Consider the following 17,322-nt stretch of genomic DNA (forward strand, 5'->3'; position numbering starts at 1 on the left):
TGCGCCGGGCACCTCAGGATGACGACAGCCAAGAAGCGAACGGTCAGGAACGCCCATGTTCTCCAAGATCCTCATCGCCAACCGTGGCGAGATCGCCTGCCGGGTCATCAAGACCGCCCGGCGCATGGGCATTGCCACCGTCGCGGTCTATTCCGACGCCGACCGGGACGCGCTGCATGTGGAGATGGCGGATGAGGCCGTGCCTATCGGCCCCGCCCCCGCCGCACAGTCCTATCTCGATGCGGAGAAGATCATCGCCGCCGCCAAGCAGACCGGGGCGCAGGCGATCCATCCCGGCTATGGCTTCCTGTCCGAGCGGGCGAGCTTTGCGCAGGCGCTGAAAGAGGCCGGGCTGGTCTTCATCGGCCCGAACCCCGGCGCGATCGAGGCGATGGGCGACAAGATCGAATCGAAGAAGGCGGCGGCGGCGGCCAATGTCTCCACCGTGCCGGGCTATCTCGGCGTGATCGAGAATGCCGGCCACGCCGCCCGCATCGCCGACGAGATCGGCTACCCCGTCATGATCAAGGCCTCGGCCGGCGGCGGCGGCAAGGGCATGCGGATCGCCCATTCCCGCGACGAGGTGCAGGAAGGGTTCGACCGCGCCCGCTCGGAGGCGAAGTCCTCCTTCGGCGACGACCGGGTGTTCGTCGAGAAGTTCATCGTCCAGCCGCGCCATATCGAGATCCAGGTGCTGGGCGACAAGCACGGCAATGTCATTCATCTGGGCGAGCGCGAATGCTCGATCCAGCGCCGCAACCAGAAGGTGGTCGAGGAAGCCCCCTCGCCGCTGCTCGATGCCGAGACCCGCGCCCTGATGGGCGCGCAGGCGGTCGCGCTGGCCAAGGCGGTGAACTATGACAGCGCCGGCACGGTGGAATTCGTCGCCGGGCAGGACAAGTCGTTCTATTTCCTTGAGATGAACACCCGCCTGCAGGTGGAGCATCCCGTCACCGAACTCATCACCGGCATCGACCTGGTCGAGCAGATGATCCGGGTGGCGGCGGGCGAGGCGCTGACGCTTCGGCAGGAAGACGTCAAGCTGAACGGCTGGGCGGTGGAGAGCCGCGTCTATGCCGAAGACCCCTATCGCGGCTTCCTGCCCTCCATCGGCCGCCTCACCCGCTATCGCCCCCCGGCGGAGGGGGTGAGCGACGGCGTCACCGTGCGCAACGACACCGGCGTGTTCGAGGGCGGGGAAATCTCGCTCTATTACGACCCGATGATCGCCAAGCTGATCACCCATGCGCCGACGCGGGCGGCGGCGATCGAGGCGCAGGCGGACGCGCTCGACGCCTTCGCCATTGACGGCATCCAGCACAATATCCCCTTCCTGTCGGCGCTGATGACGCATGAGCGCTGGCGGGCGGGAAAGCTCTCCACCGGCTTCATCGCGGAAGAGTACCCGGACGGCTTCCACGCCACCGCGCCGAGCGCAAAGCTCGCCCGCACGCTGGCGGGCGTGGCGGCGGTGATCGACAATGTCGGCAATGCCCGCAAGCGCAAGATTTCCGGCCAGCTGGCCGGGCGGCCGGTCGTGTTCGAGCATCAGCGCGTGGTGCAGCTCGGCGGGCTATCGCTCGCCTGCGAGGTCGATCGCGCGGCGGGCGGCTTCATCGTCAGCTTCCTTGATGAGGCCGGGCGCCCGCTCTCCACCCATGAGCTGCGCTCGGGCTGGCAGCCGGGCGAGCCGGTGTGGAGCGGCGTGTTCGACGAGGAGGCGCTTGCCGTGCAGGTGCGCCCGCGCCTCAATGGCGTGGCGCTGGCCCATCGCGGCATCGCGGTGGAGGCCATCGTCTATACCAGGCGCGAGGCGGAACTCGCCGCGCTGATGCCGGTGAAGGAACAGGCCGGCAGCGGCAAGCACCTGCTCTGCCCGATGCCAGGCCTCGTCGTCTCCGTCGCGGTCAGCGAGGGGCAGGAGGTGAAGGCGGGCGAGACGCTGGCCGTGGTCGAGGCGATGAAGATGGAGAATGTGCTGCGCGCCGAGCGCGACGCCACCATCGCCCGCGTCCACGCCAAGGCCGGCGACAGCCTCGCCGTCGACGCCGTCATCCTCGATTTCGCCTGAGGAGGGGACATGGACCAGCCGGCGCTCGATCTCGACAGTTTTCCGCCCGCCACGCGCGCGGACTGGCTGGCGCTGGTGGAAGGCGTGCTGAAGGGCGCGCCCTATGACAGGCGCATGCTGACGCGCACGCCGGATGGTTTCAGCCTCGACGCCCTGCCCGAGCGGCGGCGCGACGCCGCGCCGATTGCCGGGCGCGCGGCGGGGGCACCGTGGAAGGTGATCGCCCGCCTCGACCATGACGACCCCGCGCGCGCCAACGCGCAGATGCTGGAAGACCTGAACGGCGGCGCCGAGGGGGTGTCGCTGGTCTTCGCCTCCTCGCCCTATGCCGGCGGCTTCGGCCTGCCGGCGCGGTTCGAGGAACTGGCGGCAACGCTGGACGGGCTGATGCCCGAGATGGCGACGCTGCGGGTCGAGGTCGGCGGCTTCCAGGGCCGCGACATCGCCCTTGCGCTGGCCCGGCTGTTCGAAAAGGTGGACCCCGCCGCGCTCGACCTGCGCTTCGGCCTCGATCCGATCGGCGATTTCGCCGCGCGCGGCGCCGCGCCGATCGACTGGGGCACGCTGTCCGCCCGGCTCGGCCAGACGGTGACGGCGCTACGCGGGCGCGGGCTCACCGCGCCGATGGTGCGGGCGGACGGGCGGCTGCACCATGGCGCTGGCGCCACCGACGCGCAGGAACTCGCCGCCGTGCTCGCCACCGCGCTGGCGTATCTGCGGGCGCTGGAGGCCGCCGGCCTGCCGCTCGATGAGGCGGCGCGCACCATCGAGGTGACGCTGACCGCCGATGTCGACCAGTTCGGCACCCAGGCCAAGCCGCGCGCCTTCCGGCTGCTCTGGCAGAACGTGCTGGAAGCCTGCGGGCTCGACCCTTCCCCGGTCGCGCTCCACATGGAAACCGCCTGGCGCTCGCTGACCCGGCACGACGCGCATGTGAACCTGTTGCGCGGCACAATCGCCGCCTTCGCCGCCGGGGTGGGCGGGGCGGACAGCGTGAGCGTGCTGCCGTTCACCCAGGCACTCGGCCTGCCCGACGCGCAAGCGCGGCGCCTTGCCCGCAACACCCAGCTCATTCTGATGGAGGAATCGAACCTGCACCGCGTCGCCGACCCCGGCGCCGGGGCCGGCGCCATCGAGGAGCGGACGGAAAAGCTGGCGGCCGCCGCCTGGGAACTGTTCCGCCAGATCGAGCGCGAGGGCGGCATGGTGGAAGCCCTTGAAGCCGGCAGCTGGCAGGCGCGGCTCGACGCGGCGCGGGCGCTGCGGGCCAAGGACATCGCCACCCGGCGGCTGCCGCTCACCGGCACCTCGGAATTTCCGCTTCTCGGCGAGGCCGCGCCCGCTGTTCTGGCCCCCGCCCGCCCCCGCGTGCCCCGGCCCGCTGCCGAGGGCGCGCTGATGTGCGAGCCCCTGCGCGGCGCCCGCCTCGCCGAACCGTTCGAGCGCCTGCGCGCGGCGGCGGCGTCGACGGCACCGACTGTGTTCCTCGCCGCGCTCGGCACGGCGGCGGATTTCACCGCCCGCGCCGGCTTCGCCCGCGCCGCCTTCGAGGCCGGTGGGCTGGCCGCTCCGGGCAATGACGGCTTCACCGATACGGCCGCGCTGGTCGAGGCGTTCCGCGCCTCCGGCGCCCGGCTCGCCTGCCTGTGCTCGTCCGATGCGCTTTATGCCGCCTCCGCCATCGAGGTCGCCACGGCGCTGAAGGCGGCAGGCGCGTTGAGGGTGTACCTCGCCGGCAAGGCAGGCGAGGATGAGCCGGCCCAGCGCGCTGCCGGCATTGACGCCTATCTCTTCGCCGGCGTGGATCTCGTCGCCTTCCTCGAGGCGGCGCAGGCGGCGCTCGGCATTGCCCTAAGGGTGGAACCATGAGCCCGGCCATCCGTTGCCCCAGGGGTAGCTCTCAGGCTGCCATCAACCTAGGGACAGACCATGAAAACGCTGAATCACGGGTGGAAGACCGCCACCTGCGGCGCGGCGCTTTGGGGGGCGCTGCTGATACCGCCGGCAACGGCGCAGGAACTGGCCGCACTGAGCCTGCACGACGGCATCTGGGAGGTGTCGACGCAGCCGATCTCCGGGCCCTGCGACAAGCGGCTGGAGTTCAAGCTGGCGGTCGAGGACGGCCGGATCAGCTATGCCGGCGCCTGGCCGGTGGATGCCAGCGGCTCGGTGAGCCCGCTCGGCGCCATCACCATCCGCGTGGTGCGCGGCAACGAGACGCTGTCTGCCAAGGGCGTGGTGCGCGGCGATGTGGCGACCGGCAGATGGGAATCGCCTGTCAAGAACTGCACTGGCTCCTTCGTGGCGCGCCGGGCGTAAGTCTCGCCCGTCATGTGGGGGAGGCCCGGCGATGACCGCCATTCCTGATTTCGCCGCGCGGGAGTGGCAGACGCCGCGCGCACCGCTGCCGGCCGCCGGGGCGGAGAGCTGGACCACGCCGGAAGGCATTCTGGTCAAGCCAGCCTTTGGGCCGGAGGATTTGGCCGGGCTTGGCTTTGTCGACAGCTTTCCCGGCATCGCGCCTTATCTGCGCGGGCCCTACCCCACCATGTACGCCACCCAGCCCTGGACCATCCGGCAATATGCCGGCTTCTCCACGGCCGAGGATTCCAACGCCTTCTACCGCCGCAACCTCGCGGCCGGGCAGAAGGGGCTCTCCGTCGCCTTCGATCTCGCCACCCATCGCGGCTATGACAGCGACCATCCGCGCGTCGCCGGCGATGTCGGCATGGCCGGGGTGGCGATCGACTCGATCTACGACATGCGCACGCTGTTCTCCGGCATTCCGCTGGACCAGATGAGCGTGTCGATGACGATGAACGGGGCGGTGCTGCCGATCCTCGCGCTCTATGTGGTGGCGGCGGAAGAACAGGGCGTTGCGCCGGAAAAGCTCTCCGGGACGATCCAGAACGACATCCTCAAGGAGTTCATGGTCCGCAACACCTATATCTACCCGCCGACGCCCTCGATGCGGATCATCTCCGACATCTTCGCCTTCACCTCCGCGCATATGCCGCGCTTCAACTCGATCTCGATTTCCGGCTACCACATGCAGGAAGCCGGGGCGACGCAGGACCTGGAACTTGCCTATACGCTGGCGGACGGCGTCGACTATGTGCGCGCCGGCGCGGCGGCGGGGCTGCCGATCGACACGTTCGCGCCGCGCCTGTCGTTCTTCTGGGCGATCGGCATGAACTTCTTCATGGAGGTGGCCAAGCTGCGCGCCGCCCGGCTGATCTGGGCCAAGCTGATGAAGGATCTCGGCGCCCGGAACCCGAAGTCGCTGCCGTTGCGCACGCATTCGCAAACCTCCGGCTGGAGCCTGACGGCGCAGGACCCGTTCAACAATGTGATGCGGACCATGGTGGAGGCGATGGCCGCCACCCAGGGCCACACCCAGTCGCTGCACACCAATGCGCTGGACGAGGCGCTGGCGCTGCCCACCGATTTTTCCGCCCGCATCGCCCGCAACACCCAGCTGGTGCTGCAGCAGGAAAGCGGCACCACCCGCGCCATCGACCCGTGGGGCGGCTCGTTCTTCGTGGAAAAGCTGACTGCCGACCTCGCCGCCAAGGCGCTCGGCCATATCGCCGAGGTGGAAGCGCTGGGCGGCATGGCCAAGGCGATCGAAGCCGGAATCCCCAAGCTCCGCATCGAGGAAGCCGCCGCCACCACCCAGGCGCGGATCGATTCCGGCGCGCAGACCGTGGTGGGCGTCAACAAGTACCGCCCCGACCGGGAGACGCCGCTCGATGTGCTGCGCGTCGACAACTCGGCGGTGCGCGCCGCCCAGCTCGACAAGCTGGCGCGGCTGAAGGCCGAGCGCGACCCGCAGGCGGTGGCCGCTGCGCTCGCCGCGCTGGAGGCCGGCGCGCGGGAAAATACCAATCTGCTGGCGCTCGCCATCGATGCGGCCCGGGCCAAGGCGACGGTGGGCGAGATTTCCGACGCGCTGGAGCGCGTCTTCGGCCGGCACCGGGCGGATATACGCGCGGTCTCGGGTATTTATCGGCGGGAGGCGGGAGCGATGGCCGACAAGGTGGACCGCGTGCGCGCCCGCGTCGAGGCCTTCGCGCAGGAAGAAGGCCGGCGCCCGCGCCTGCTGGTCGCCAAGGTGGGACAGGACGGGCATGACCGGGGGCAGAAGGTGATCGCCTCCGCTTTCGCCGATCTCGGCTTCGATGTCGATATCGGCCCGCTCTTCGCCACGCCAGAGGAGGCCGCCCGGCAGGCGGTGGAGAACGACGTGCACGTCATCGGCATCTCCTCGCTGGCCGCCGGGCACCTCACGCTGGTGCCGCAGGTGAAGGCGGCGCTGGCGGCGCAGGGGCGGCCGGACATCATGGTGGTGGTGGGCGGCGTGGTGCCACCGCAGGACTATGACGCAGTGCGCGCCGCCGGTGCCGAGGCGATCTACCCGCCCGGCACGGTGATCGCCGACGCGGCCGAACAACTGGTCGACACCCTCGCCGCCCGGCTGGGCCATGCAAGGGATGCGGCGGAATAGCGGCGCCCTGCCGCCCATTGCGGCGGCACACTGACTGCGGAAGCGGCAGAACGGGTGGGGAAGGCGTCCAACCTCCGTCATGGCCCGGCCTGACCCGGCCACCCAGCCCTTGCGGCCGCGCCTCTGGGTCCCCGGGTCAAGCCCGGGGATAAGGGCGGTGGGCGGGGGCACCCCTGCCATCCCTCTTTGCACCGCCGCGCCGACCCGCCCGTACCGCGCCGGGCATGTCTGTCGAGCCGCGCGCCGTTGGCACGCTGATTGCTTACAGGCTTGTATACAAGATTGTCGCCAAGCGTGCGGGCCCAGCCTGATGAACCCAGCCACCGCCAATATCGAGGAAGCGATCCTTTCCGCCATCCTCGCCGGCCGCATCAACCCGGGCACGCGGCTCGGCGAGCAGAAGCTGGCCGACCTGTTCGGCGTCTCCCGTACCCGGGTGCGCGAGGCGATGATGCGGCTGGAGACGCGCGGCGTGGTGCAGGTGAGCGCCCGGCGCGGCTGGTATGTGGTCGAGCCCTCGGCGGAAGAGGCGCGCGAGGCATTCCAGACCCGCCGCATTATCGAAACCGGCCTGCTGCATTCCCTGCGCGAGGTGCCCCCCGACGTGCTGAAAAGCCTGAAAGAGCACGTCGCCATGGAGCGCGACGCGATCGGCGCCGGCGATGTCCATTCCCGCGCCTGCCTGCTCGGCGATTTCCACATCCATCTCGCCGACGCGCTCGGCAACCGGATGCTGACCGAGATCATCCGCGACCTCACCGCCCGCACCACGCTGATCTCGATGCTCTATCAGCCGACCGAGAAGGCCGAAGAATCCAGCCACGACCATGAGGACATCGTCGCCGCCATGGAGGCGGGCGACCTCGCCGGCGCCGCCCGGCTGATGGACGAGCATATCGGCAAGGTCGAGGCCGGGCTGGACCTGACCGCCAAGCCGGACCCGCTGGCCGGGCTGCGCGCCCTGCTCTCCCCGGCGGCTTTCGCCGGCAACGCCCCTTCCGTCCCGCATACCCACGTCCATCCGCAGGACCATTCGCATTCCCATTCCCACGGCCATCCGGCCACCAAGGAGGATTGACCGCATGAACCGCCGCCACCTCATCGCCCTCGCCGCCGGCGCCCTGCTGGCCGCCACCCAGATGCCGCTGCCGGCATCCGCCGATGCGCTCGCCACCATCGAGAAGGACAAGGTGATCCGCATCGCCGTGCCGCAGGACTTTCCGCCCTTCGGCACGGTCGGCGCCGACATGGAGCCCAAGGGCTATGATGTCGACATGGCCAAGCTGATCGCCGGCAAGCTCGGCGTGAAGCTGGAGCTGGTGCCCGTCACCAGCGCCAACCGCATCCCCTATCTCCAGACCAACAAGGTCGACCTCGTCATCTCCTCGCTGGGCAAGAATGCCGAGCGCGAGAAGGTGATCGACTTCACCACCGCCTATGCCCCGTTCTTCAACGGCGTGTTCGGCCCGGCCGATATCGCGGTGACGGACGCGGCCGGCCTCGCCGGCAAGACGGTGGGCGTCACCCGCGGCGCGGTGGAAGACCTGGAGCTGACCAAGATCGCCCCGGCCGACCTCACCATCAAGCGCTACGAAGACAATAACGGCACCATCTCGGCCTTCCTGTCCGGCCAGGTGGAACTGATCGCCACCGGCAATGTGGTGGCCGCCGCCATCCTCGCCCGCAACCCGCCGAAGAAGCCGGAGATCAAGTTCCTGATCAAGAACTCGCCCTGCTACATCGGCCTCAACAAGAACGAGCCGGCGCTGCTCGCCAAGGTGAATGAGATCATCGCCGGCGCGAACAAGGACGGCGCGCTCGACGCCATCTCGCAGAAGTGGCTCGGCGCCGGCCTGCCTAAGGATCTGTGAGGGCGAGGCTTGCGGGCGGTGACAGCCACCGCCTGCGTCGGTCGAGGCCCGGCGGTGCCGGGCACCTCAGGATGACGACGGTGTGAGACGCGCTCAACCGCCGTCATGCTGAGGAGCGGGGTTCGCCCCGCGTCGCGAAGCACGCAGGCCCCGCACCCCGCCGTGCCTCTGACAGTCTCTTCCCTTCCCCCTCACCAGCGGGAGTTCACGGGCATGAACTACACGTTCGATTATGGCTGGCTGCTGCAATACTGGCCGGTTCTCGTGAAGGGCATCGGCATCACCGTCGAGCTCACGCTGGTCGGCGGGGTGCTGGGCGTGATGCTGGGCATCGGCTGCGCCTGGGCGCGGGCGCTGGGGCCGCGCGGGCTGCGGCCCTTCGTGGCCGCCTATGTCGAGTTGATCCGCAACACGCCGTTCCTGATCCAGCTGTTCTTCATCTTCTTCGGCCTGCCGGCGCTGGGCGTGCGGATGGGCGAATTGGAGGCGGCCAACCTCGCCATGGTGATCAATCTCGGCGCCTATGGCTGCGAGATCATCCGCGCCGGCATCCAGGCGACGCCCAGCGGGCAGTTCGAGGCCGGCGCCTCGCTCGGCATGAGCCGGATCCAGACCTTCCGGCATGTGGTGCTGATCCCGGCGCTGCAGCGCATCTGGCCGGCGCTGTCCTCGCAGATCGTCATCGTCATGCTGGGCTCGGCGGCGGTGTCGCAGATCGCGGCGGAGGATTTGACCTTCGCGGCCAACTTCATCCAGTCGCGCACCTTCCGCGCCTTCGAGGCCTATTTCGTCGCCACGCTGATCTATCTCGCACTCGCCATCGGGCTGCGCCAGGCGCTGCGCGGGCTCGGCTGGACCCTGTTTCCCCGACGCAGCGCGCGGTGAGGAGGCGATCATGGATGAATTCACCACCTGGGATATCCTGCGCAACCTGCTGCTGGCGGCGCGCTGGACCGTGCTGCTCTCGCTCGTTTCCTTCATCGGCGGCGGACTGGTCGGCGCCGCCCTGCTGTTCGCCCGCATCGGCAGCGGGCGGATCGGCCCCAGCTTCGTCAAGGCCTATGTCGAGCTGTTCCAGGGCACGCCGCTGCTGATGCAGCTGTTCCTCGCCTTTTTCGGCCTCGGCCTGTTCGGCATCGACGTGCCAGCCTGGCTGGCGGCGGGGGTGGCGCTGATCCTGTGGTCGGCGGCCTTTCTCACCGAGATCTGGCGCGGCTGCGTCGAATCCATCGCGCGCGGGCAATGGGAAGCCTCCTCCAGCCTCGGCATGGGCTACCTCCAGCAGATGCGCCACGTCATCCTGCCGCAGGCGCTGCGTATCGCCGTGCCGCCGACGGTCGGCTTCTCGGTACAGGTGGTGAAGGGCACGGCGCTGACCTCGATCATCGGCTTCGTCGAGCTCTCCAAGGCCGGCACCATCGTCACCAACGCCACCTTCGAGCCGTTCACCGTCTATGGGCTCGTCGCGCTGATCTATTTCTGCCTGTGCTGGCCGCTGTCCAAGTCTTCCCAGATCCTTGAGAGGAAGCTCAATGTCGCTCATCGAAATCACTGAGGTGAAGAAGCGCTTCGGCGACAACGAAGTGCTGAAGGGCATCAATATCGACGTCGCCCCCGGCGAGGTGATCGCCATCATCGGCCGCTCGGGCTCGGGCAAATCCACCCTGCTGCGCTGCATCAACGGGCTGGAGAGCATCGACGAGGGTTCGATCTCGGTCGCCGGGGCGCAATTGCTGCCGGACGAGCTGCACCTGAAGGCGCTGCGGCTGAAGGTCGGGATGATCTTCCAGCAGTTCAACCTGTTTCCCCACCTTACGGCGGGACGCAACGTCATGCTCTCGCAGATGGTGGTGAAGAAGACGCCGAAGGCCGAGGCCGAGGCGATGGCGAAGGCGATGCTGGAGCGGGTCGGGCTCGGCCACAAGTTCGACGCCTATCCCGACCAGCTCTCCGGCGGCCAGCAGCAGCGCGTCGCCATCGCCCGCGCGCTGGCCATGCAGCCCATCGCGCTTCTGTGCGACGAGATCACCTCCGCGCTCGACCCCGAGCTGGTGAGCGAGGTGCTGGCGGTGGTGAAGGAACTCGCCGGCGAGGGCATGACGCTGCTGATGGTGACGCATGAGATGCGCTTTGCCCGCGACGTCTGCTCGCGCGTCGTGTTCATGCATCAGGGCCGGGTGCACGAGATCGGCAAGCCGGAGGACGTGTTCGCCAACCCGAAGACACCGGAACTGCAGCAGTTCCTCGGCGTCACGCACTAGATCAGCCGCGCGGGCCGGCGGCCAGCATGAGCGAGGCGGCGGCGTGGCGGTAGGCGCCGCCGGAGCCGAACAGCTCGGCCACCCAGTCGACAAAGACCCGCAGCCGGCTGCTCAGATGCCGGTTCGGGGCGTAGACGACATGCAGCACGATGGGGCCGGCGTGCCATTCGGGCAGCACCCGCACCAGCGCGCCCGATTCCAGATAGGGCCCCACCATCGGCTCGATGGTCTGGGTGATGCCGAGCCCCGCGAGACCGGCGGCGAGATAGGCGGTGGAATCGTTGGTCGCCACCGCATAGGGCAGGTGAAGCTCATAGCTCTCCTCGCCGCGCACCATGTCGAACGCCGCCGGCCGGCCGGTCCGGGCGTTGAAATAGCCGATGACGCGGTGGCCCTGGTACAGGTCGCGCGGATGCTCGGGCATGCCGTGGCGCTTGAGATAGGCGGGCGCGGCGTAGTGCATCAGCCGCACCTCGCCGATGCGGCGGGCGATGAGGGTCGGGTCGGAGAGATCGCCGCCGCGAATGGCGCAGTCGACATTCTCCGCCAGCAGATCGACGGTGCGGTCGGTGACGCCGAGATCGAGCTGGATATCGGGGTGGCGGGCGAAGAAATCCGGCAGCGCCGGGATGAGGGCATAGAGCGCCAGCGAGGACGGCACATCGACCCGCAGCCGCCCCGAAGGCGTCGCCTGCGAATGCGCCATCGAGCCGTCCAGTTCGTCGAGATCGGTCAGCAGAGCCACCGCGCGCTCGTAATAGGCGGCGCCGTCCGGCGTGACCGCCACCCGGCGGGTCGAGCGGTTGAGCAGCTTGGTGCGCAGATGCGCCTCCAATTGCTGGATCAGCTTGGTGACGGTGGGCTTGGGCGTGTCGAGAAGATCGGCGGCGCGGCTGAAGCTGCCGGCCTCGACCACGCGGGCAAAGGCCCGCATCGCGGCAATCTGGTCCATCGCTACCGTCCGATTATTTCCATATGTGAATAATGTTATCCCATATTCCCTGTTTTTTCGAGAGCCGAAGGGGATTAGCTTCCGCCGCACTGCAACACAACACATCGGCGGAATCGGGTGGCGGGCAGCGCCGGCAACCCGATGGTGGGCGTCATGACAGCATCATGGACCGAGGACCGGCTGGAGATTGAGGGAACCGCGCTGCCGGCGCGGATCTATCGCCCCGCCATGCCCCTGCGCCCGACCCCGCTGGTGCTGCATCTGCATGGTGGCTGCTTCACCGATGGCGACCTCGATTGCAGCGCCAAGATCTGCCAGATCATGGCCGAGGCCGGCGCGGTGGTGGTGTCGATCGACTACCCGCTGGCGCCCGAACATCCCTTTCCGGCGGCGCTGAACGAGTCGTTCAAAGCGCTCGGCCGGCTTTATGACGAGCGGGCGAAATGGGCCGGGCGCGGTGCGCGGCTGTTCGTGGCCGGCGAGGAAGCCGGCGCCAATCTCGCCACCGCCCTCAGCCTGATGGCCCGCGACCAGCAGGCGCCGCCGCTTGCCGGGCAGATCCTGCTCTCGCCCATGGTCGATCCCAGCCTGTGCTCGGGCTCCATCCACGCCGCCGCCGCCGGGGCGGCGGGATGCAAATGGGCCGATGGCTGGCAGCTTTATCTCGGCAGCGCCGACCGGGCCGCCCATCCCTATGCGGCGCCCCTCGGTTCGCGTCGGCTTGGCGGGGTCGCCCCCGCCCTCATCGTCACTGCCGATGACTGCCCGATCCGCGACGAGAGCTTCGCCTATGGCAAGCGCCTGCGCGAAGGCGGCGTCACCGTCGAATGCCACCTGCTCGAAGGCACGAACTGCTCGAACCGGAGCATGGACGAAGCCATCGAGGCCGCCCCGCTGTGGGAAGGCGTCCTGCGGGACCTGTTCAGCACATTCCTGGCGGAAAATTCCGCCGCATCTGTTCGCACCGTTCGGGCCTGAGGGCCGGGAGATCCGTCATGAGTGACAACCACTTCGGCACTGATGCCGCCCCGACAAACATCGTGCACGCCGCCGTCGCCCACGATGCAGCGCCCCGCGCGCCCCGCTTGAAGAAGGCGCGTGGCTGGCGCGAGGCCGGGCTTGCCCTGACGCTTGCCATGCTGGCGACGGCCGGGGCGGTGTTCGTTTCCTGGCCCAGCTCCACGGCGCTCGCCACCGACCCCGCGCCGGCGGAAGCCGCCGCCCCGCCGGCCATGCCGGTGGAGGTCGCGGTGCTGAAGGTGCGCGACACCATGAAATGGGACGAGTTCTCCGGCCGCCTGCGCGCGGTCGAGGAGGTGGAGGTCCGCTCGCGCGTGGCCGGCGCGGTTGAAAAGATCCACTTCCGCGAAGGCGCGCTGGTGAAGCAGGGCGACCTGCTCGTCACCATCGATCCCGCCCCGTTCCAGGCGGCGCTGACCCGTGCGGAATCGCTGAGCGAGGCCGCCGCCGCCCGCGTCGAGCTGACCCGCAGCGAACTGGAGCGCGGCAAGCAGCTGGTCGACAACCGCACCGTCTCGGTGCGCGATCTCGACCAGCGCACCAATGCTTTCCGCGAGGCAGAGGCCAATCTGCGGGCGGCGGATGCCGCCGTGCAGACCGCCAAGCTCGATCTCGGCTACACCGAGGTCCGCGCGCCGGTGGACGGCCGGGTCGGCCGCATCGAGGTGACGGTCGGCAATCTGGTGGCGGCCGGCGCCTCCTCGCCGGTGCTGACCAGCCTCGTCTCGGTCAACCCGATCTATGTCAGCTTCGACGCCGACGAGAACGCCGTCGCCGAGGCGCTGGCCTCGGTGGGCGAGCACGATCTGGCGCTGACCGAGATCGACCAGATCCCGGTCGAGATCACCACCGCCACCACGGCCGGTCGCACGGTGCGCGGCCATCTCCAGCTGGTCGACAACCAGGTCGACGCCGCCACCGGCACCTTCCGCCTGCGCGCCGTGTTCGACAATGAGGACGGGCGTCTCGTGCCCGGCCAGTTCGCCCGGGTGAAGATGGGCCGCGCCAAGACCGAGCCGGCGCTGGCGGTGAACGAGCGCGCCATCGGCACCGACCAGGACAAGAAGTTCGTCTTTGTGGTCGGCGACGACAACAAGGCGGTCTGGCGCAAGGTCACGCTCGGCCCGCCGGCCGACGGGCTGCGCGTCATCACCGACGGGCTGAAGGAAGGCGAGCGCATCGTCGTCAACGGCCTGCAGCGCGTGCGTCCCGGCGCCGTCGTCGCGCCTGAGGTCGTGCCCATGGAAACCGCATCCGCCGCGTCCGCGACGGACCCGACCACCTCCGTCGCCGCGCGCTGATCGCAGCCCGACGCTCTGCCTCCTTGGGGGAGGACGCTATGAATCTGTCCAAATTCTTCATCGACCGGCCGATTTTCGCCGGCGTCCTCTCCGTGCTGATCTTCCTCGCGGGGCTGCTGGCCCTGCGGGTGATGCCGATTTCGGAATATCCGGAAGTCGTGCCGCCGCAGGTCATCGTCCGCGCCACCTATCCCGGCGCCAGCCCGAAGGTCATCGCCGCGACGGTTGCCACGCCCATCGAGGAAGCCATCAACGGCGTCGAAGACATGCTCTACATGTCCTCACAGGCGACGACCGACGGCGTGATGACGCTGACCGTCACCTTCAAGCTCGGCACCGACCCCGACAAGGCGACGCAGCTGGTGCAGAACCGCGTCGGCCAGGCGGAGCCCCGCCTGCCGGAAGAAGTGCGCGCGCTCGGCATCACCACGGCCAAGAGCTCGCCCACCTTCCTGATGGTCGTGCACCTCATCTCGCCCAATGACCGCTACGACATCACCTATCTCCGCAATTACGCGGTGCTGAACGTCAAGGACCGGCTGGCCCGCATCGGCGGCGTCGGCCAGATCGAGATCTTCGGCGGCGGCGACTATTCCATGCGCGTCTGGCTGGACCCGCAGAAGATCGCCGAGCACGGGCTTTCCGCCGGCGATGTGGTGGCCGAGATCCGGGCGCAGAACGTGCAGGCCGCCGCCGGCATTGTCGGCGCCTCGCCCTCGCAAGCCGGTGTCGACCTCCAGCTCACCATCAATGCGCGGGGCCGGCTGGAGACCGAGGAGGAATTCGGCGACATCGTCGTGAAAACAGGCGAGACCGGCCAGATCGTCCGCCTGCGCGACGTCGCCCGGCTCGAACTCGGCGCCGCCGACTACGCGCTGCGCTCGCTGCTCGACAACAAGCAGGCGGTCGGCCTCGGCGTGTTCCAGGCGCCCGGCTCCAACGCGCTGGAAATCGCCGAGAATGTCCGCGCCACCATGGCCGAAGTGAAGAAGACGATGCCGGAAGGCGTCGACTTCGACATCGTCTACGACACGACGCGCTTCGTCGACGCCTCGATCGACGCCGTCATTCACACGCTGTTCGAGGCAGTGGCCCTCGTCGTCATCGTGGTCGTGGTGTTCCTGCAGACCTGGCGGGCCTCGATCATCCCGCTGCTCGCCGTGCCGGTCTCGATCGTCGGCACCTTCGCGGTGATGTACATCTTCGGCTTCTCGATCAACGCGCTGAGCCTGTTCGGCCTGGTGCTCGCCATCGGCATCGTCGTCGACGACGCCATCGTGGTGGTGGAAAATGTCGAGCGCAATATCGAGAACGGGCTGACCCCGCGCGCCGCGGCCTATCAGGCGATGAGCGAGGTGTCCGGCCCGATCATCGCCATCGCCCTGGTGCTGGTGGCGGTGTTCGTGCCGCTGGCCTTCATCTCCGGCCTGTCGGGCCAGTTCTACCGGCAGTTCGCCCTCACCGTCGCCATCTCCACCGTCATCTCGGCGATCAACTCGCTCACGCTGTCGCCGGCGCTGGCGGCGCTGCTGCTGCGTGGCCACGACACGCCGCCGGATGCCCTCCAGCGCGTCATCAACTTCCTGTTCGGCTGGTTCTTCCGCGGTTTCAACTGGGTGTTCGCGCGCGGCTCGCGCGGCTATGGCAGCGGCGTGCGCGGCACGCTGAAGGTGAAGAGCGTCGTCATGCTGTTCTACGCCGTGATGCTGGGCGCAACCTGGTGGCTGTTCCAGGCGGTGCCGCCCGGCTTCGTGCCGGCGCAGGACAAGCAGTATCTCGTCGGCTTCGCCCAGTTGCCTGACGGCGCCACCCTCGACCGCACGGAAGAGGTGATCCGCCAGATGACCGAGATCACCCTGGCCCAGCCCGGCGTCTCCAGCGCCGTAGCCTTCCCCGGGCTCTCGATCGCCGGCTTCTCCAACTCGTCCAATGCCGGCATCGTGTTCTCGGTGCTCGACCCGTTCGAGGACCGCCAGAGCCCCGAGCTTTCCGCCGGCGCCATCGCCGGGGCGCTGAACCAGAAATACGGGGTGATCAAGGGCGCCTTCATCGCCATGTTCCCGCCGCCGCCGGTGCAGGGCCTCGGCGTGGTCGGCGGCTTCAAGCTGCAGCTGGAAGACCGTTCGGGACAGGGCTACGAGGCGCTGAACGACGTGACCAACGCCTTCATGGCCAAGGCCATGGCGGCGCCGGAACTCACCGGCCAGTTCACCACCTACCAGATCAACGTGCCGCAGATCTTCACCGATGTGGACCGCACCAAGGCCCGCCAGCTCGGCGTGCCGATCAACTCGGTGTTCGAGACGCTGCAGGTCTATCTCGGCTCGCTCTATGTCAACGATTTCAACAAGTTCGGACGTACCTACTCGGTGCGGGCGCAAGCCGATGCGCCGTTCCGCGCCCGACCGGAAGACATTGGCAAGCTGAAGGTGCGCTCCAATAGCGGCGAGATGATCCCGCTCTCGGCGCTGCTGCGGGTGGAGACCACGGCGGGGCCGGAGCGCGCCCAGCGCTATAACGGCTTCCTCACCGCCGATTTCAACGCCTCGCCGGCGCCCGGCTATTCCTCGGGCCAGGCGCAGGAAGCGGCGGCGCGCATCGCCGCCGAGGTGCTGCCGCCGGGCTTCGACTATGAATGGACCGACCTCACCTATCAGGAAATCCTGGCCGGCGATTCCTCGTACCTCGTCTTCCCGCTGGCGCTGCTGCTCGTCTTCCTGGTGCTGGCCGCCCAGTATGAGAGCCTGACGCTGCCGATCGCGATCATCCTGATCGTGCCGATGGGCCTGGGGGCGGCGCTGTATGGCGTCTGGCTGGGCGGGGGTGACAACAACATCTTCACCCAGATCGGCCTCGTCGTCCTGGTCGGCCTGTCGGCGAAGAACGCGATCCTGATCGTGGAATTCGCCCGGGAGCTCGAATTCATGGGTCGCAACCCGGTGGAGGCGGCGATCGAGGCCAGCCGCCTGCGCCTGCGGCCGATCCTGATGACGTCCTTCGCCTTCATCATGGGCGTGCTGCCGCTGGTGCTCTCCACCGGCGCCGGCGCCGAGATGCGCCATGCGATGGGCATCGCCGTGTTCGCCGGCATGATCGGCGTCACCTTCTTCGGGCTGTTCCTCACGCCCGTCTTCTACGTGCTGCTGCGGCGTCTGGCGGGCAACCGCCCGTTGCGGCAGCACGGCGAGGCCCATATCGCGCCGCTTGCGGCCGAGTGAGCCCTGCTGCCCGGCCGGGAGGCCAATTTCTGGTGCGTTGGTTGCCCCCTCGACGCGCCTGAGCCCAGCCTCCCGGCCGGTTTAATTCGACAAGGCCGACCCCCGGTGACACATACGGGGG

13 protein-coding genes are annotated in these 17,322 nt (G+C 68.7%); 12 read left to right on the forward strand and 1 reads right to left on the reverse strand.

Features of this window, described 5'->3' with window-relative positions; genetic code table 11:
• Positions 1-55: 55 nt before the first annotated feature.
• The 9 genes from BLO63_RS05175 (at position 56) to BLO63_RS05215 (ending at position 10,710) form a co-directional block, all read left to right on the forward strand.
• Positions 56-2,071, forward strand: a complete 2,016-nt coding sequence (locus BLO63_RS05175) for an acetyl-CoA carboxylase biotin carboxylase subunit (RefSeq protein ID WP_091437367.1) — start codon at positions 56-58, stop codon at positions 2,069-2,071.
• Between the two features lie 9 nt (positions 2,072-2,080).
• Positions 2,081-3,940 (forward strand): methylmalonyl-CoA mutase family protein, encoded by a 1,860-nt coding sequence (locus BLO63_RS05180; RefSeq protein ID WP_091437368.1) that lies wholly within the window; start codon positions 2,081-2,083, stop codon positions 3,938-3,940.
• Positions 3,941-4,000: 60 nt separating this feature from the next.
• Entirely contained in the window at positions 4,001-4,390 is a 390-nt protein-coding gene (locus tag BLO63_RS05185; RefSeq protein WP_091437371.1) for a hypothetical protein, read from the forward strand.
• A 31-nt stretch (positions 4,391-4,421) separates the two neighbouring features.
• Positions 4,422-6,578 carry a methylmalonyl-CoA mutase gene (gene scpA, locus BLO63_RS05190; protein ID WP_091437372.1) on the forward strand — a complete coding sequence of 719 codons (2,157 nt, stop codon included), beginning with the start codon at positions 4,422-4,424 and terminating at the stop codon, positions 6,576-6,578.
• Positions 6,579-6,888: 310 nt separating this feature from the next.
• Entirely contained in the window at positions 6,889-7,656 is a 768-nt protein-coding gene (locus tag BLO63_RS05195) for a GntR family transcriptional regulator (protein WP_091437375.1), read from the forward strand.
• 4 nt (positions 7,657-7,660) lie between these two features.
• On the forward strand, positions 7,661-8,449 hold the full coding sequence (locus BLO63_RS05200; RefSeq protein WP_091437378.1) for a transporter substrate-binding domain-containing protein: 789 nt from the start codon (positions 7,661-7,663) through the stop codon (positions 8,447-8,449).
• Positions 8,450-8,662: 213 nt separating this feature from the next.
• Positions 8,663-9,334, forward strand: a complete 672-nt coding sequence (locus BLO63_RS05205) for an amino acid ABC transporter permease (RefSeq protein ID WP_091437380.1) — start codon at positions 8,663-8,665, stop codon at positions 9,332-9,334.
• A gap of 10 nt (positions 9,335-9,344) precedes the next feature.
• A complete protein-coding gene (locus BLO63_RS05210) occupies positions 9,345-10,004 on the forward strand; it encodes an amino acid ABC transporter permease (protein WP_091437383.1) in 660 nt (219 codons plus the stop codon).
• A complete protein-coding gene (locus BLO63_RS05215; RefSeq protein ID WP_091437384.1) occupies positions 9,982-10,710 on the forward strand; it encodes an amino acid ABC transporter ATP-binding protein in 729 nt (242 codons plus the stop codon). Before BLO63_RS05210 ends, BLO63_RS05215 begins: the two co-directional genes overlap by 23 nt.
• Before the next feature lies 1 nt (position 10,711).
• Here BLO63_RS05215 and BLO63_RS05220 read toward each other — a convergent pair whose 3' ends face one another.
• On the reverse strand, positions 10,712-11,662 hold the full coding sequence (locus tag BLO63_RS05220; RefSeq protein WP_091437387.1) for a LysR family transcriptional regulator: 951 nt from the start codon (positions 11,660-11,662) through the stop codon (positions 10,712-10,714).
• A 153-nt stretch (positions 11,663-11,815) separates the two neighbouring features.
• Here BLO63_RS05220 and BLO63_RS05225 point away from each other — a divergent pair, with 153 nt between their 5' ends.
• From BLO63_RS05225 to BLO63_RS05235, 3 genes are all read left to right on the forward strand, one after another.
• Complete coding sequence (locus tag BLO63_RS05225) at positions 11,816-12,640, forward strand: alpha/beta hydrolase (RefSeq protein WP_205409267.1); 825 nt, start codon at positions 11,816-11,818, stop codon at positions 12,638-12,640.
• Between the two features lie 158 nt (positions 12,641-12,798).
• Positions 12,799-13,983, forward strand: coding sequence for an efflux RND transporter periplasmic adaptor subunit (locus tag BLO63_RS05230; protein ID WP_425284323.1), 1,185 nt, complete (start codon positions 12,799-12,801; stop codon positions 13,981-13,983).
• Between the two features lie 38 nt (positions 13,984-14,021).
• Entirely contained in the window at positions 14,022-17,201 is a 3,180-nt protein-coding gene (locus BLO63_RS05235) for an efflux RND transporter permease subunit (RefSeq protein ID WP_091437392.1), read from the forward strand.
• Positions 17,202-17,322: the final 121 nt, after the last annotated feature.

This window comes from Ancylobacter rudongensis (assembly GCF_900100155.1).
GTDB lineage: Bacteria > Pseudomonadota > Alphaproteobacteria > Rhizobiales > Xanthobacteraceae > Ancylobacter > Ancylobacter rudongensis.

Bases quoted from the DNA above. Each gene is read 5' to 3' on its own strand.
- BLO63_RS05175 (WP_091437367.1), top strand. From the start codon at position 56: ATGTTCTCCAAGATCCTCATCGCCAACCGTGGCGAGATCGCCTGCCGG.
- BLO63_RS05180 (WP_091437368.1), top strand. From the start codon at position 2,081: ATGGACCAGCCGGCGCTCGATCTCGACAGTTTTCCGCCCGCCACGCGC.
- BLO63_RS05185 (WP_091437371.1), top strand. From the start codon at position 4,001: ATGAAAACGCTGAATCACGGGTGGAAGACCGCCACCTGCGGCGCGGCG.
- scpA (WP_091437372.1), top strand. From the start codon at position 4,422: ATGACCGCCATTCCTGATTTCGCCGCGCGGGAGTGGCAGACGCCGCGC.
- BLO63_RS05195 (WP_091437375.1), top strand. From the start codon at position 6,889: ATGAACCCAGCCACCGCCAATATCGAGGAAGCGATCCTTTCCGCCATC.
- BLO63_RS05200 (WP_091437378.1), top strand. From the start codon at position 7,661: ATGAACCGCCGCCACCTCATCGCCCTCGCCGCCGGCGCCCTGCTGGCC.
- BLO63_RS05205 (WP_091437380.1), top strand. From the start codon at position 8,663: ATGAACTACACGTTCGATTATGGCTGGCTGCTGCAATACTGGCCGGTT.
- BLO63_RS05210 (WP_091437383.1), top strand. From the start codon at position 9,345: ATGGATGAATTCACCACCTGGGATATCCTGCGCAACCTGCTGCTGGCG.
- BLO63_RS05215 (WP_091437384.1), top strand. From the start codon at position 9,982: ATGTCGCTCATCGAAATCACTGAGGTGAAGAAGCGCTTCGGCGACAAC.
- BLO63_RS05220 (WP_091437387.1), bottom strand. From the start codon at position 11,662: ATGGACCAGATTGCCGCGATGCGGGCCTTTGCCCGCGTGGTCGAGGCC.
- BLO63_RS05225 (WP_205409267.1), top strand. From the start codon at position 11,816: ATGACAGCATCATGGACCGAGGACCGGCTGGAGATTGAGGGAACCGCG.
- BLO63_RS05230 (WP_425284323.1), top strand. From the start codon at position 12,799: ATGCTGGCGACGGCCGGGGCGGTGTTCGTTTCCTGGCCCAGCTCCACG.
- BLO63_RS05235 (WP_091437392.1), top strand. From the start codon at position 14,022: ATGAATCTGTCCAAATTCTTCATCGACCGGCCGATTTTCGCCGGCGTC.